Annotated in this window: 11 protein-coding genes; 6 read left to right on the top strand and 5 right to left on the bottom strand. The window is 64.7% G+C overall.

Annotated features, from left to right (window positions below):
* Positions 1-82: 82 nt before the first annotated feature.
* The 6 genes from CD932_RS07110 to CD932_RS07085 all read left to right on the top strand — a co-directional run bounded on the left by CD932_RS07110 (position 83) and on the right by CD932_RS07085 (position 8,078).
* Entirely contained in the window at positions 83-2,263 is a 2,181-nt protein-coding gene (locus CD932_RS07110; RefSeq protein ID WP_254926603.1) for a DUF3141 domain-containing protein, read from the top strand.
* Between the two features lie 8 nt (positions 2,264-2,271).
* Positions 2,272-3,681 carry a bifunctional enoyl-CoA hydratase/phosphate acetyltransferase gene (locus CD932_RS07105; protein WP_254926494.1) on the top strand — a complete coding sequence of 470 codons (1,410 nt, stop codon included), beginning with the start codon at positions 2,272-2,274 and terminating at the stop codon, positions 3,679-3,681.
* Complete coding sequence (locus CD932_RS07100; protein WP_094442019.1) at positions 3,678-4,892, top strand: acetate/propionate family kinase; 1,215 nt, start codon at positions 3,678-3,680, stop codon at positions 4,890-4,892. The genes CD932_RS07105 and CD932_RS07100 overlap by 4 nt, the downstream gene beginning before the upstream one ends.
* Before the next feature lie 190 nt (positions 4,893-5,082).
* Positions 5,083-5,547, top strand: a complete 465-nt coding sequence (locus CD932_RS07095; RefSeq protein ID WP_094442018.1) for a hypothetical protein — start codon at positions 5,083-5,085, stop codon at positions 5,545-5,547.
* Between the two features lie 179 nt (positions 5,548-5,726).
* On the top strand, positions 5,727-7,718 hold the full coding sequence (locus CD932_RS07090) for a M43 family zinc metalloprotease (RefSeq protein WP_217907240.1): 1,992 nt from the start codon (positions 5,727-5,729) through the stop codon (positions 7,716-7,718).
* 12 nt (positions 7,719-7,730) lie between these two features.
* Positions 7,731-8,078, top strand: a complete 348-nt coding sequence (locus CD932_RS07085) for a hypothetical protein (RefSeq protein WP_094442017.1) — start codon at positions 7,731-7,733, stop codon at positions 8,076-8,078.
* Here the strand turns inward: CD932_RS07085 and CD932_RS07080 are convergent.
* From CD932_RS07080 to CD932_RS07060, 5 genes are all read right to left on the bottom strand, one after another.
* Positions 8,051-8,299, bottom strand: a complete 249-nt coding sequence (locus tag CD932_RS07080; protein WP_176460906.1) for a helix-turn-helix transcriptional regulator — start codon at positions 8,297-8,299, stop codon at positions 8,051-8,053. The genes CD932_RS07085 and CD932_RS07080 overlap by 28 nt on opposite strands.
* 69 nt (positions 8,300-8,368) lie before the next feature.
* Positions 8,369-10,723, bottom strand: coding sequence for a DNA topoisomerase IV subunit A (gene parC, locus CD932_RS07075; protein ID WP_094442015.1), 2,355 nt, complete (start codon positions 10,721-10,723; stop codon positions 8,369-8,371).
* 51 nt (positions 10,724-10,774) lie between these two features.
* Positions 10,775-12,598, bottom strand: a complete 1,824-nt coding sequence (locus tag CD932_RS28730) for a J domain-containing protein (RefSeq protein ID WP_094442014.1) — start codon at positions 12,596-12,598, stop codon at positions 10,775-10,777.
* Positions 12,599-14,308, bottom strand: a complete 1,710-nt coding sequence (locus tag CD932_RS07065) for a molecular chaperone HscC (RefSeq protein WP_094442013.1) — start codon at positions 14,306-14,308, stop codon at positions 12,599-12,601.
* Positions 14,309-16,306 carry a DNA topoisomerase IV subunit B gene (locus CD932_RS07060; RefSeq protein ID WP_094442012.1) on the bottom strand — a complete coding sequence of 666 codons (1,998 nt, stop codon included), beginning with the start codon at positions 16,304-16,306 and terminating at the stop codon, positions 14,309-14,311.
* Between the last annotated feature and the right edge of the window lie 7 nt (positions 16,307-16,313).

The raw sequence follows: 16,313 nt of genomic DNA, 5'->3' as shown, positions 1-16,313 counted from the left end.
GGCGCTTATTTGCATGAAAAGGACAGCCATGAAGATTCAACCCGCACCATTTTTCGCCACTGGCGGCATACCATCCCTGGGGATGCTGGGCGCTGCAGGTGATTACGCGCGCGATTCGTGGCAGCGCATGGTGCTGTACGCGGACGTGATGCGCCAGCGCGGCAACCAGTACCAGGAACACCTGGTAGAAGACGTGCCCAATGTGCTCGATTTTCCGGCCGAAATCGTGATGACGGGCGTGGACCTGCCGCGCCCCGTCAACTATGGCCTGGTGCGCATCCTGGCGCCCGACCTGCCTGAACCCCATCCATCGAAGCGCCCTTTCGTGGTGGTCGACCCGCGCGCCGGCCACGGCCCCGGCATCGGCGGCTTCAAGGCCGAAAGCGAAGTGGGCGTGGCCCTGCGCGCCGGCCACCCCTGCTATTTCATCGGCTTTTTGCCCAACCCGGTGCCGGGCCAGACGGTGGAAGACGTGATGCATGCGGAAGTGGCGTTCCTGGAAAAAGTCATTGCGCTGCACCCCCACAGCGAAGGCAAGCCCACCGTGATCGGCAATTGCCAGGCCGGCTGGCAGATCCTGATGACGGCCGCCATGCGCCCGGACCTGTTCGGCCCGATCATCGTGGCCGGCGCGCCCGTGTCGTACTGGGCCGGCTGGCATGGCCGCAATCCGATGCGCTATTCGGGCGGCACCATGGGCGGCAGCTGGGCCACGGCGCTGGCCGGCGACCTGGGCAACGGCCGTTTCGACGGCGCCAACCTGGTGCAAAATTTCGAGAAGCTCAACCCCGCCAATACCCATTGGAGCAAGCAGTACAACCTGTACGCAAACATCGACACGGAAGCGCCGCGCTACCTTGAATTTGAAAAATACTGGGGCGGCCATGTATTCCTGAACGCCGTCGAGATGCAGTACATCGTCGACAATCTGTTTATCGGCAACCGCCTGGCCACCGCGCAATTGATCACCGCCGATGGCGTGCGCCTGGACCTGCGCAATATCCGCTCGCCGATCGTGGTGTTCTGCTCGAACGGCGACAACATCACGCCGCCGCCGCAGGCGCTGGGCTGGATCTCGGATTTGTACCGCGACGACGCCGACCTGCAGGCGCACGACCAGACCATCGTCTATGCGGTGCATGACAGCATCGGCCACCTGGGTATTTTCGTCTCCGGCAAGGTGGGCCACAAGGAGCACCAGAAGTTCGCCAGCAATATCGACCTGATCGACCTGCTGCCGGCGGGTCTGTACGAAGCGAAAATCGCCGACAAGATGGCGGATATGCCCGACCTGGAGCTGGCCAGCGGCGACTACGTGCTGTCGCTCGAGCAGCGTACCATCGACGATGTGCGCGCCATCGTGCAGCCCAGCGTGGAAAACGAGCGCAAGTTCGCCGCCGCCGCGCGCGTGTCGGAAATCAATCTGGCGCTGTACCGCACCTTCATGCAGCCGTGGGTGCGCGCCGTGGTGACGCCGCAATCGGCGCGCCTGCTCGAACTGACGCATCCGCTGCGCGTGTCCTACGAGCGCTGGAACGACCATAATCCGCTGGCCAGGCTGGTGGCGAAGGAAGCGGACAAGGTACGCGCCCGGCGCGCGCCGGTGGCGCCCGACAATCCGCTGCTGGCGCTGCAGCAAGCGTGGTCCAGCGCCATTATGGCGGGCCTGAACAGCTGGCGCGACCTGCGCGACGCAGCCACCGAGCAGACCTTTGATATGGTCTATGGCAATTGCCTGGTGCAGGCGCTGGCGGGCCAGGGCGCCGGCAGCATTCCCCGCCCGTACCCCGGCGCCGTAGCGAGCCTGGCCGATGATGGCGCGGAGCTGGACGACGATATATATCAGGGCGGTCTGGTGGAGGCCGGCGTGCGTGCGCTGTTCCACGTTCATCGTTTCCGCACGGCTGCCGACGAACGCCGCTTCAACCTGGCCCTGAAACTGCTGCAGCCGCTGTTCGATCAGGGCTTGCGCATGGATGACTTCCGCGTGATCGTGCGCCGCCAGGCGCGCTTGATGCAGCATGATGTCGAGGCCAGCATGGCGGCCCTGCCGGTGCTGCTGGCGCGCGCGCAACCCGATGCGGTGCGCGCGATGGCGGACGGCCTGGAGCAGGTGGTGCTGATGCTGGATGCGCCCACGCCGGACGAAAAGACGAGTCTTGCGCAGATGCTGGAAGTGTTCGGCCGCGCCGCGCAACCAGGCACCGAAACAAAAAACGCGGCGTCCGGAAAGACGCTAACCCAATCCGCTACTACCGCATGAAGGCCCAGATGAATCCCCATGATGAACTCAATATCGTGCGCAACCGCACCTTCGGGCAGATCGCCATCGGCGACAGCGCCAGCATCCTGCGCACCCTGAGCGCCGACGATATCGCGCTGTTTGCCGTGATGTCGGGCGATGACAATCCGCAGCACCTGGACGCCGAATTTGGCGCCGCGTCGCGCTACCAGGGCGTGATTGCGCATGGCATGTGGGGCGCGTCGCTGATCTCGGCCGTGCTGGGCACGCGCCTGCCCGGCGCCGGCACCGTCTATACGGGCCAGACCCTGCGCTTCCTGCTGCCGGTGAGGGTCGGCGACACGCTCGATATCAGCGTGACGGTGACGCAGCGCGAGCCGGCCACGCGCCAGGTGACGCTGGCCTGCCGCTGCGTCAACCAGCATGGCGAGATGGTGCTCGATGGCGTGGCCGAAGTGATCGCGCCAGCCGAACAGATCGAACGCACGCGCGCCACCTTGCCCGAAGTGCGGCTGCACAATGGCGATGGCACGCGCCGCCTGGTCGAGCAGGCGCGCAGCAAGGGGCCGATCAAGGTGGCGGTGGTGCACCCCTGCGATGAACTGAGCCTGGCCGGCGCGCTCGACGCGCATGCGGCCGGCCTGATCACGCCGATCCTGGTGGCGCCGCGCGCGCGCCTCGAAGCGGTGGCGGCCGCCGCAGGCCTGAGCCTGGCCGGCATCGCCATCGAGGACGTGGAACACAGCCATGCGGCGGCCGCGCGCGGCGCCGAGCTGGCCGGCAAGGGCGAAGTGGAAGCATTGATGAAAGGCAGCCTGCACACGGACGAACTGATGTCGGCCGTGCTGGCGGCCAGCGCCGGCCTGCGCACCAAGCGCCGCGTGAGCCACTGCTTTCTGATGCAGACGCCCGCCTATCCGCGTCCCTTCATCATCACGGACGCCGCCGTCAATATCGTGCCGACGCTGGAAATCAAGGCCGACATCGTGCGCAACGCGATCGACCTGGCGCACGTGATCGGCGTGGCCTGCCCGCGCGTGGCGATCCTCGCTGCCGTGGAAACCGTCAACCCGGCCATGCCGGCCACGGTGGACGCCGCCGCCCTGTGCAAGATGGCCGACCGTGGCCAGATCACCGGCGCCATTCTCGACGGCCCGCTGGCGTTCGATAACGCCGTCTCGATCGCGGCGGCCACCGTCAAGGGCATCGTCTCGGACGTGGCGGGGCGCGCTGATATCCTGCTGGTGCCGGACCTCGAAAGCGGCAATATGCTGGCCAAGCAGCTTGAATACATGGGCGACGCCGATACGGCCGGCATCGTGCTGGGCGCAAAAATTCCCATCATCCTCACCAGCCGCGCCGACTCGCGCGCCAGTCGCATCGCTTCGTGCGCGCTGGCCGTGATGCTGGCCAGCCACTACCGGAGCACGCCGCCATGAGCGAAACTTTCCATCAAGAAGATGCGCTGATCCTGGTGCTCAATTGCGGCTCGTCGAGCATCAAGTTCGCGCTGTTCGCGGCGAACAATGGCGCGGTGGCGCAGCAGAGCGAATGGAGCGGCAAGGTCGAAGGCATCGGCCGCGAAAAAACAAGCTATCGCGCCGGCGGCCTGCCTGCCGAAACGCTGGTGTTCGATCAAGCCCAGGCGCACCACGAGTCGCTGGCGCATATCCGCGAAAAGGTCGTCGAACAGCTGGCGGGACGGCGCCTGCATGCGGTGGCGCACCGCGTGGTCCATGGCGGCAGCAAGTATTTTGCGCCCGTGCTGATCGACGCGGCCGTGCTGGCCGACCTGAAGACCTATGTGCCGCTGGCGCCCTTGCACCAGCCGTTCGCGCTGGAGGCGATCGAAGTGCTGCTGGAATCGCGTCCCGATATCGCGCAGGTGGCGTGTTTCGACACGGCCTTCCATCACACGGTGCCGCAGGTCGAGCAGATGCTGGCGCTGCCCTACGCTGCGTGGCAGCGCGGCCTGCGCCGCTACGGCTTCCACGGCCTGTCGTATGAATACCAGTCGCTGGTGCTGGAACAGCGCTTTGGCGCTGCCGCGCGCGGCAAGGTGATCGTCGCGCATCTGGGCAGCGGCGCCAGCCTGTGCGCCATGGAGAACCTGGCAAGCGTCGGCACCACCATGGGTTTTTCCGCGCTCGACGGCCTGATGATGGGCACGCGCTGCGGCGCGCTCGATCCGGGCGCCGTGATCTACCTGATGGAAATCGAAAAGCTGTCGCTGGAAAAAGTGGCCCATGTGCTGTACCACGAGTCGGGCTTGCTGGGGGTGTCGGGCGTGTCGGCCGACCCGCCGGTGCTGCTGGCCCAGGAAGGCCGCATGGACGAGACCGGCGAGCGCATCCGCGCGGCGCTGGCGCTGTACGTGCGCCGCATCGTGCGCGAGATCGGCGCGCTGACGGCGGTGCTGGGAGGGCTGGACATGCTGGTGTTTACGGCCGGTATCGGCGAACACAGCGCGGTGCTGCGCCAGCGCATCTGCGATGCGTTGACATTTGTCGGCCCCGCGCTCGATGGCGAGGCCAATGCCCGCAACGCCAGCGTGATCTCGGCGCCGCACAGCCGCATCGTGGTTGGCGTGGAACCGGCGAACGAGGAATGGGTGGCGGCCCGCCATGCGGCGCGGGCGGTGTCGTCCTGAGAGGGGCAATTGCTTGTTTGCAGTGTTTTCTCTCTTGAGTGCGCTAGCGCACTGTGTGGTTTTTGATTGTTCTCTACTATGAAGTCATGCCACTGCGTTGTTTGCAAAAACCTCGGCAGTGCTGGCAAATTTTGAACATTTTGCCCGCCTTTATTAAAAGAATTTAAACCATATTGAAAGGTCACACATCATGAACAAATTACTCGCCGCCCTGATCGCTACCGTATTTGCTACCGCAGCCATCGCTCAAACCACCCCAGTTGCCGAAGCCCAGGCGTCGGCTCAAAAAGACGTCAACAAGGCCGCCACCAAGGAAGCCAAAGTCGTCGCCAACGCCAACGAAGATGTCGCCAAGGCACAGATGAAAGCCGACGAAAAGAAAGCTGACGCCCATAACAAGGCCGCCAAGACCAAAGCCAAGGCACACGACAGCGTCGTCGACGCTGATGCGCAAGACAAGATGAAAGCGCAAGCCAAGGCTGACAAGAAGGATGCCAAAGCCGATGCCAAGGCCCACAAAACCGCTGTAAAAGCCGACGAAAAACTGGCCAAGGAAAAAGTGGAAGCCAACGCCGACAAAGCCGTTGCCGCCACCAAAACCGTGGAAGCCAAAGCCAAGGCCGACGCTGACGTCAAGGCAGCCGCAGCCAAGTAATCAGCCCCATCCGTCCGCAGGCCAGTCCTGCGGACTATAAAAGGCAGAAAGACAGCTTCGGCTGTCTTTTTTCGTCTGGACGTTTTTCGCCGGCCCGCTTGCCGGGCTTGATCCGCGTCAATTCCTCCCGTTTTTGCCATGCCATAGTGTTTTTCCTGACAGACTGAAAGGGAGACATCATGGCGACCTCGAACCCCACCAACACGCCGCCAGTGCGCCGCTGCGCCACCATGGACGTGCACCGTCGCCTGCTCAGCGACGATCCGTCCTATGCGCATGCGCGCGACGATATCGAAAACATGACCTTGCTGTACCAGGAAGGGCGCGGCATGGCCGGGCGCGCGGGCGTGACGCGCATTCCGGTGGTGGTGCATGTGGTGTGGAATACGCCCGCGCAGAATATCTCCGATGAACAGATCGCCAGCCAGATCACCGTGCTGAACCGCGATTTTCGCCGCGCCAACCCCGATGTCGAGACCACGCCGGCGCCCTTCCTGCCCTTCACGGCCGACGCGCGCGTGGAATTTGCGCTGGCCACGCTTGACCCGCATGGCGCCGCCACCACCGGCATCGAGCGGCGCCAGACCAGCGTGGCTTCCTTTGGCGCCGACGACGCCGTCAAGTCGCAGGCTTCGGGCGGCCTGGACGCCTGGCCGGCCGCATCCTGGCTCAATATATGGGTCTGTCAGCTCGGTGGCGGCCTGCTGGGCTATGCGCAGTTCCCGGGCGGCCCTGACGAGACCGATGGCGTGGTGATCCTGCAATCGGCTTTCGGCACCACCGGCACGGCCGCGCCGCCGTTCCACCTGGGCCGCACGGCCACGCATGAAGTGGGGCACTGGCTGAACCTGAACCATATCTGGGGCGACGACGGCACCGGCTGCACCGGCACCGACAATGTCGACGACACGCCCAACCAGGGCGGGCCGAACACGGGTCAGCCGCCGTTTCCTCAACTGTCATGCAATAACGGCCCGCACGGCGACATGTTCATGAACTACATGGATTACGTTGACGACCCGGCCATGTTCATGTTTACGGCCGGCCAGGTGACGCGCATGCAGGCTTGCCTCGATGGCCCGCGCGCGGCCATCGGCAGCGGTGGCGGTGCTGGCACGCTGGCGCCGCACAACAGTTCTTCGCCCGTCGTGGCCTGGGGCGCCAATCGGCTCGATATCTTTGTCATCGGCACCGACCACGCGCTGTATCACAAGGCCTGGGACGGCGCGGCCTGGCAGCCCTCCGTCACCGGCTACGAGGCGCAGGGCGGCATCTGCCTGAGCGCGCCACAAGCGGTGGCCTGGGGGCCGGAGCGGCTCGATATTTTCGTCACCGGTAACGACAGCGCCCTGTATCACAAATGGTGGAATGGCTCGGCCTGGGGGCCGTCGGTGGACGGTTTCGAGTCGCTCGGCGGCTTGTGCGTCGGTGACCCGCGCGCCGTCAGCTGGGGCCCGAATCGTCTCGACGTGTTTGTGGTCGGCACCGATCGCGCCTTGTATCACAAGTGGTGGAACGGCACGGCCTGGGGGCCCTCCCTGACGGGCTACGAGGCGATGGGCGGCGTCTGCCTGGGCCAGCCGGAGGTGGTGTCCTGGGGCGAGAATCGGCTCGATGTTTTCGTCATCGGCGCCGACCATGCGCTGTACCACAAGTGGTGGGATGGCGCGGCCTGGGGACCATCGCTCACCGGTTATGAACGGCTGGGCGGCGTGTGCCTGTCGTCGCCGCGTGCGGTCAGCTGGGGGCCGGACCGCCTCGACGTGTTCGTCACCGGCGCCGATGGCGCGCTGTATCACAAGGCCTGGGATGGCGCGGCATGGCTGCCTTCGGCGGACGGCTTCGAGCGCCTGGGGGGCGTGTGCGTGGGCGAAGTGGAAGCCGTGGCGTGGGCGGCAAACCGGCTCGACGTGTTCGTCATCGGCACCGACAGCGCGCTGTACCACAAGGCCTGGAATGGCGCGGCATGGCTGCCTTCGGCGGACGGCTACGAGCGCCTGGGCGGCCTTTGCACCTCGCGTCCGCGCGTAGTTAGTTGGGGCCCGGACCGCCTCGACGTTTTTGTGCTTGGTACCAATGGCGCGCTGTTCCACAAGGCCTGGGACGGCGGCGCCTGGCAGCCTGGCGTCGACGGCTTCGAGGAGCTGGGCGGCGTGGTATCGTGCTTTTGAAGGAGGCGTGGCATGACGGACACGAACAGGGCACTGCCCGGCGGCAGCTGGACCCATTCTTTTGAGGAGGACGAAGCCGGCGTCGAAGTCTACCGGCCGACGGACGCGTTTCCTTTCCCGCCCAGCCGCAAGGGCCGGGAGGTGCTGCGCTTTGCCACCCACGATGATGGCGAGCCGGCTGTCACCTCGTTGCTGCCCGGCCCCGACGACCGCCCCCGCGCCGCGCCGGCCGCGACCTTGCGTGCGCTGGGCGGCGGGCGCTACGCATGGGGAGCTGACATGGAGCTGGAAATCGTCGAGGCCACGCCGGCCATATTGAAGCTGGTGCGCCGTCACGGCGGCGGCGCGCGCAACTTGTAGGCCAGCGCCGTGCGGTTCGCCACGCCGAGTTTTTGATACACGGCATGCAGCTGGTTGCGCACGGTGGCGGGCGACTTGCCGAGGTTCCTGGCGATGATTTTATACGGCAGCCCTTCGGCCGCCATGCTGGCGACCCGCCGTTCGGCCGGCGTCAGGCGCTGCATGGGAAGGTGCTTGATGGTGCGTGGGCCATGTCCGTTCTCCTGTTGATCCGCAGGCATGACCATGCATGCCTTGCAGGGATAACGGAGAACCGGCAGCAATATGCAAAATTATTTGCATGGACCGGCTTACCCGATCGCGGCCATCTTGATCGGTTTGAGTTTCGACGCCAGCGCCTTGCCCTTCCTTGAACGCTTGCCGAAATGTTCGGTCAGGGCGGTCGCGCCGAGCGACACATCCTGCGGCTTGGCGCCGCGGCCGATGCCCGACACCACCACGCCGCGCTGGGTGATCGGCTGCACGGCCAGCAGCTTGTCCTTGCCTTCGAGTTCGATCAGCTTGACGCCGGTGCCACCCTTGGTCAGGGTCTTCATTTCATCGAGGCCGAACACCAGCAAACGCGTGCCTTCGGTCAGGCAGGCCAGTGCGCTGGCCGCTGGCGCAATGACTCTTGGCGCCAGCGGCAGGTCGCCATCACCCAGGGTAATGAAGGACTTGCCGCCTTTCAAACGGCTGGCCATGTCGCCTGCCTTGGCGATAAAACCGTAGCCGGCGCTGGTGGCCAGCAGCAGGTTGGTGGCGCCATTGCCCGCAAAGTAGTGCAGGATGCGCACGGCGTTGCCGGGCGTGCCGCCGCTCAGGTCGCACAAGGTGGTGATCGGCACGCCGTCGCCGCGCGCGTTGGGCAGCGCCGACACCGGCACCGAATAGATTTTGCCATTGTTGCCGAAGCCTAAGAGCGTGTCGACCGTGCGGCACTCGAAAGCGCCGTGCAGCGCGTCGCCGGCCTTGAAGGTGAACTGGGCCGCGTCGTGGCCGATGCCGGTGCGCGCGCGCACCCAGCCTTTTTCGGAAATGATCACGGTGACGGGCTCGTCGAGCACCTTCTGTTCGGCCACGGCTTTTTGCGCTTCCTCGATCAGCGTGCGGCGCGCGTCGCCGAACTGTTTGGCGTCCGCTTCGATTTCACGGATGATGGAGCGCTTCATCGATCCCGGGTTGTCGAGCAGGTCCTGCAAGGACTTTTCTTCCTTGCGCAGCTCGGCCAGCTCTTGCTGGATCTTGATCGTTTCCAGGCGCGCCAGCTGGCGCAGACGGATTTCCAGGATATCGTCGGCCTGGCGCTCGGACAGATTGAACGCCTCGATCAGCGCCGCCTTCGGCTCGTCCGAATTGCGGATGATATGGATCACCTTGTCGATATTGAGCAGGATCGCTTCGCGCCCTTCCAGGATATGGATGCGGTCGCGCACCTTGCCCAGCTTGTAGCCGGTGCGGCGCGTGACGGTCTCGAAGCGGAAGGCGATCCATTCGCGCAGGATGTCGCCCAGGCCTTTCTGGCGCGGACGGCCGTCGCCGCCTATCATCACCAGGTTGATCGAGGTCGACGATTCGAGCGAGGTATGGGCCAGCAGCATCAGCATGAATTCTGCCTGGTCCTGGTTCTTCGATTTCGGCTCGAACACCAGGCGCACCGGCGCGGCGCGGCCCGATTCATCGCGGATGGTGTCGAGCGAATTGAGGATCAGCGCTTTCAGGGTCACCTGTTCCGGCGACAAGGCTTTTTTGCCCAGCCTGACTTTCGGGTTGGTCAGCTCTTCGATCTCTTCCAGCACTTTTTGCGACGAGGTACCGGGCGGCAGTTCCGTCACCACCGCCTGCCACTGGCCGCGGGCCAGTTCTTCGATCTTCCAGCGCGCGCGCACCTTCATGCTGCCGCGCCCGCTCGCGTACATGTCCTGGACCTGCGATGGCGGGGTGATGATCTGGCCGCCACCGGGGAAGTCGGGGCCGGGAATAATGGCCATCAGCTCGGCGTGCGTCATCTTCGGGTCGCGGATCAGGGCCACCGCCGCTTTCGCCACTTCCGCCAGGTTGTGCGACGGGATCTCGGTGGCCAGGCCGACGGCGATACCGGAAGCGCCATTGAGCAGCACCATCGGCAGGCGTGCCGGCAGCAGTTTAGGTTCTTCCGTCGAACCGTCGTAGTTGGGCTGGAAGTCCACCGTGCCCATGCCGATTTCCTCCATCAAGAGCTTGGCGATCGGCGTCAGGCGCGCTTCCGTGTAGCGCATGGCCGCCGCGCCGTCGCCGTCGCGCGAGCCGAAGTTGCCCTGGCCGTCGATCAGCGGATAGCGCAGCGAAAAGTCCTGCGCCATGCGCACCAGCGCGTCGTACACCGACTGGTCGCCGTGCGGATGCAGTTTGCCGAGCACGTCGCCGACCACGGCGGCCGACTTGCGCGGCTTCGCGGTGGAACTGAGTCCCAGCTCGTTCATCGCATACAGGATGCGGCGCTGCACCGGCTTCTGGCCGTCGCAGACGTCCGGCAGGGCGCGGCCCTTGACCACCGAGATGGCGTAGTCGAGATAGGCGCGCTCGGCAAAAGTGGACAGGGTCAGCGCCTCGCCGTCGAATACCGGTTCATCGGGAACGACAGGCTCGCTCTGGGCATCGTCAAATAAATTCGTTTGTGTGGACATGGTGCGGGTTCAGTTCAGTATGGAGTGATTGCGGTTGAATTCGTGGGCCAGTCATGACAGCCCGTTTTGGGATCGCGATAGCTGGTACAGGCGATACAGATGCAGCATGGTGAAATACAGCACGGCCAGCGCCAGCACCGCGCCCAGCCTGGTCATGGTGTGCGAGGTGTACGATTGCGCGCCAGAGACCTGCCCGGCCAGCAAAAAGTGGGCGATCGCCGGCGCCAGCACCAGCGGCCAGGAAAACTTCCAGCGCAGGTCAGCTGGGGCGAACAGCATGCCGACGCAGGCCCATGCAAACAGCAGGGCGCCCACTACCATCGCGTTCGCCGGATGCACCTGCAGCGCCGTCAAGCCGATGGCGCAAGCGATGACCCACGCCGCGCGCCAACGCGGCAGCATCGCTTCCGGCCAGCCGCATTGCGCATACAGGCCGTTGGCCGTGCGCAGCGCCAGCACCAGCAGGCAGAACACCAGCATCATGCTGTCGCTGATCGCCAGCGCGCCTGGGCCCTCGCCGCTCATGAAGATGCTGGCAAACAGCGACACGCCCACCGTGTAGCCGAGCAGGCCTTGCAGCAAGGTGCGGTTGGCGGCAAACGCCAGCATCGCCAGCATGCACAGCGCGGCAGCGGTGGCCACGCGCAGCGCGGTATCAGGGCCAGGCGCGAACAACAGCTGCGACACGAACAGGAAGGGAACGATCCATCCCAGCTGCAGCAGGCCGGGGCGCGATTGCAAGGCGGGCAGGCGTTCGTGCGTGCGATCCTTGAGCGTTTGCAGCTTGTCGAACAGGGGTGCCGGCCAGCGGAAGGCCTGCAGGGCCAGCAGCGCAAAGGCCAGCGCCTGGAAACCGAACAGGCTGATCTTGCTGCCGGCATCGCCCAACTGCATGCCGGCGGCGCTGATCACGCCGGCCAGCATGAAGTGCAGCACGAAACCCAGGCCACACGACGCCAGCGCCGTTTGCGAGAAATAGCGTTTGCTGAACACGGCATGCTCCCAGCGCTCGAACTGTTCGATATCGAGTTTGTAGATGAGCATTTCAGCGTGATGCCAGCGTATGGTGGAGAGCAGCTCGCTCAGCTGCCTGGTGAATTTTTTATCGAACAAGCGGCGCGCATAGGCCGAAGGCGGCTTGTGCGACATGATGCAGTCGAGCCCCGGATAATTCCTGCCAAACTCGACGAAGTGCATGAACGACTGGTCGGCGCGGTAACGCTGCACGGCGTTGCGTACCATGTCGCCATGGCTGCGCGCCAGGTAGGAAAAGTCGCTGTTCCAGCCCAACGCGGCAAACACGGCGTCGCGCAGCGCGCTGTTGTAGCCGTCGCTGGCGCAGTAGCGCAGCGCGCACAGCTCGAATTCTTCGCGCACGTCGAGTCGCAGCAGGGCAGGGTCCCGCAGGGCATGGGCCAGCGCCGGCTCGGCATCGAGCTGCCGCAACTGCTCCAGGCAGGCCTGCCAGATACTGGCCGCTTCCCCGGCCGGCTCGATCTCGATCACGCCCCATAGTTCAGGGGGCGGCGGTGGGGGCGTGTTGATCACACCCCATAGCTCGGCCGGCGGCGCCTCTGCCTGCGCTTCCACCGGCAATTCGTCCACTGGCAATTCGTCCACCGCTTCAGGCAAGACAACGTGCGCCGCTTCTTCAGGTTCTTCCTGCATCTGCGCCAATTCGGCAGCAAAGCGCGGCGCATGGTGCAGCGCATATTCATAGGCGTCGCGCAGTTCCTGGAAGGCCTGCGGATCATCCTCGGGACGCGTCACCTTCAGGCGCTTCGCATAGGCGCGCTTGATGGCGCGCTCGTCGCCGGTCGGCGCCGTGCCGAGGATGTCCCACAGACTGCGCCTGTTATCGATGCCGCCGCCCATTTACAGAAAGCTCTCGCTCTCGACCTGGCGCAGCACGTCGTCCAGGGTCTGGCGCGCCTTGCGGATGGTGGACGGGTCCTGCGACTCGAGCGCGGCCTGGAAGTTGGCGGTGTGCTCGGCCAGGTACTGGCGCACGTCGCCCAGCGACTGTTCGTACAGGCGGTCGGCGCGCGTGACCAGGGTGCGGTTTTCGATCTGGTCGCGCGGGTGGATTTTCAGGTCGGCCAGCTCAAGAAAGCGCTGTTCGATCTGCTCGGGTGTCATCACGCCGGCGTTGTCGCTGATGATCATCTTGTGGCGTTCCTGGGTGGCCAGCACCGTCACTTCGGCTTCCAGCACGCCGCTGATATCGTAGGTAAAGCGCACGTCGATGGCCACTTCGCCGGCTTTTTTTGCGGGGATCGGGAAGTTGATCTTGCCCAGGAAGACATTGTCGGCCACCAGGCGCGATTCGCCCTGGTAGATCGCCACATTGATTTCTTTCTGGTTGTCGTGGATGGTGACGATGTTTTCCGTGCGCGACACCGGCACCACCGAGTTGCGCTCGATGATCGGCAGGTAGTGGCCGCCTTCGTACTGGTTCGGCCCCATCTGGCGCGAAATGCCGATGCCCAGCGAGTACGGCGCCACATCCGTCATCACTACTTCGTCGAGCGCCGCGTCGCGCATTTTCAGGCCCGCCTGCACGGCCGCGCCCAGCGCGATCGCTTCGTCCGGGTCGAGGTGGATGGCGGGGAAGCGGCCGAACATGCGCGACACTAATTTACGCACCAGCGGCATGCGCGTCGCGCCGCCGGCCAGCACCACTTCATTGAGTTCTGCGGCGCGGATGGTGGCGTCGCGCAGCGCCCGCTCGACCGGCACGCGCAGGCGCGCCAGCAGCGGTTCGCACAACTGCGCCAGTTTCTCTTCGCCGATTTCCCAGCTGTAGTCGGTGTCTTCAAAGCGCGTGTTCATGCGCACCGGCGACTGATCGGACAGCAAGCGCTTGACCCGTTCGGCTTCGTCGCGCAGCACCTGCTGCTGGCGCAGATCAAACTGGCGGCTGCCCAGTGCCTTGCGCAGGCCACTTTCTTCGACAAAGGCGTCGACCAGCACGGTGACGAAATCCTCGCCGCCCAAAAAATTGTCGCCGGCCGAGGCGCGCACTTCCATCACCCCTTCGAACAGCTCCAGGATGGACACGTCGAACGTGCCGCCACCGAGGTCAAACACGAGAAATTTGCTTTCCTGCTCCTTGTCGCGGATGCCATAGGCCAGCGCTGCGGCCGTCGGCTCGTTCAGCAAGCGCTCCACGCGCAAGCCCGCCAGCTGGCCGGCGATGCGCGTGGCCTTGCGCTGCGCGTCGCTGAAGTAGGCCGGCACGGTAATGATGGCTTCCTCGACCTTTTCGCCCAGGAAGGCTTCGGCATCTTCCTTCAGCGCGCGCAGCACCATCGACGACAGTTCCTCGGGGCGGAACTGCTGCGCGCCGAGGGTGATCTTCTTTTCGCTGCCCATGTAGCGCTTGAAGACGGAGGCCGTCAGTTGCGGGTGCGTCTGCAGGCGCTCGCGCGCGGCGCGGCCCACCAGCACGGTGCCGTCGTCGTCAATGCTGACGCACGACGGCGTCAACGATTCCCCCAAGGCATTGGGAATGATGGAAGCCTTGCCGTCGCGCCAGATGGCGACCAGGCTGTTGGTGGTGCCCAGGTCGATGCCGATGATCATTTAAATATCCGCCTCTGCTTCGTTGCCGTGTTCTTCGATCCAGGCGCGGCGGCCGGCAGCCTCGCCTTTGCCCATCAACATATTGAAGCGCGCGCTCGAGTCCACATGGTCGACCGCGCCCAGCATCACCGGCAGCAAGCGGCGCGTATCCGGGTTCATCGTGGTTTCCCACAACTGCTCGGCGTTCATCTCGCCCAGGCCCTTGAAGCGCGAAATCGCCCAGGCGCCTTGTTTCACGCCTTCCTTGCGCAGCTTGTCTTCGATGGCGACCAGTTCGCCGTCGTCGAGCGCGTAGATTTTCTGGATCGGCTTCTTGCCGCGCGCCGGCGCATCCACGCGGTACAGGGGCGGGCGGGCGATGCAGATATGGCCCTTTTTGATCAGCGCGGGGAAGTGCTTGAAGAACAGCGTCAGCAGCAGTACCTGGATGTGCGAGCCGTCGACATCCGCATCGGACAGGATGCAGACCTTGCCATAGCGCAGGCCGGACAGATCGGGCGTGTCGAGCGCGCTGTGCGGATCGACGCCGATGGCCACCGCGATATCGTGGATTTCGTTATTGGCAAACAGGCGGTCGCGGTCGGTTTCCCAGGAATTCAAGACCTTGCCGCGCAGCGGCAAAATCGCCTGGAACTCCTTGTCGCGGCCCATCTTGGCCGAGCCGCCGGCCGAGTCGCCCTCGACCAGGAACAGTTCATTGCGCGTGATGTCCGACGATTCGCAGTCGGTCAGTTTGCCCGGCAAGACGGCCACGCCCGACGATTTTTTCTTTTCCACTTTTTGCAGCGAGCGCTGGCGCGACTGCGCCTGCTTGATCACCAGCTCGGCCAGTTTCTTGCCGTAGTCGACGTGCTGGTTCAGCCACAGTTCCAGCGGCGGCTTGGTATAGGTCGACACCAGCTTGACGGCGTCGCGCGAGTTCAGGCGCTCCTTGATCTGGCCCTGGAACTGCGGGTCCAGCACCTTGGCCGACAGCACGAACGAGGCGCGCGCAAACACGTCTTCGGGCAGCAGTTTCACGCCTTTCGGCAGCAGCGAGTGCATCTCGACGAAGTTTTTCACGGCGCCGAACAGGCCTTCGCGCAAGCCCGATTCGTGCGTGCCGCCGTTCGAGGTGGGAATCAGGTTGACGTAGGACTCGCGCACGATGGCGCCTTCCTCGGTCCACGCCACCACCCAGGCCGCGCCTTCGCCTTCGGCAAAGCCGTCGGACTCGCCGCTGGCGTACTGCGCGCCTTCGAACAGCGGGATCAGGGTTTCGCCGTTCGATACCTGCGCCAGCGATTCGGTCAGATAGCCGCGCAGGCCTTCGGCGTACAGCCAGGTCTGGGTGTCGCCGGTTTTCGCGTTGGTGAAGGTGACGGTCACGCCGGGCAGCAGCACGGCTTTCGAGCGCAGCAGGCGCTGCAGCTCGGGCTGCGAGATAGCCGGCGAGTCGAAGTATTTCGGGTTCGGCCAGGCGGTCACGCGCGTGCCCGATTTTTTGCCGTCGCGCGGGGCCGGGCGCGAGTTCAAAGGTTCAATCACATCGCCATCGGCAAACACCATGTGGTGCAGGCCATTGCCATCGCTTTCCTTGCGCCAGACGGTAATTTCCAGGCGCGACGACAGCGCATTGGTGACGGACACGCCGACGCCGTGCAGGCCGCCCGAGAACGCATAGGCGCCGCCCGAACCCTTGTCGAACTTGCCGCCCGCGTGCAAGCGCGTAAACACGATTTCCACGGTGGGCACGCCTTCTTCGGGGTGTATGCCGACGGGAATGCCGCGGCCATTGTCTTCGACCGTGATGCTGCCGTCGACGTTTTGCGTCACGGCGATATGCGTGCAATGGCCGCCCAGCGCCTCGTCGGAGGCATTGTCGATCACTTCCTGGATGATGTGCAGCGGATTTTCAGTGCGGGTGTACATCCCCGGGCGCTGCTTGACGGGTTCCAGCCCTTTCAGGACACGGATGGATGATTCGCTGTAGTCGGATGCTGGTTTTTTAGTGGCCATACGTGTT

The organism is Janthinobacterium sp. PC23-8 (genome assembly GCF_002250505.1).
In the GTDB taxonomy this organism is placed as follows: domain Bacteria; phylum Pseudomonadota; class Gammaproteobacteria; order Burkholderiales; family Burkholderiaceae_D; genus Janthinobacterium.
Note: the sequence above shows the minus strand (reverse complement) of the source record. Positions and strands in the feature narration are given on the sequence as shown.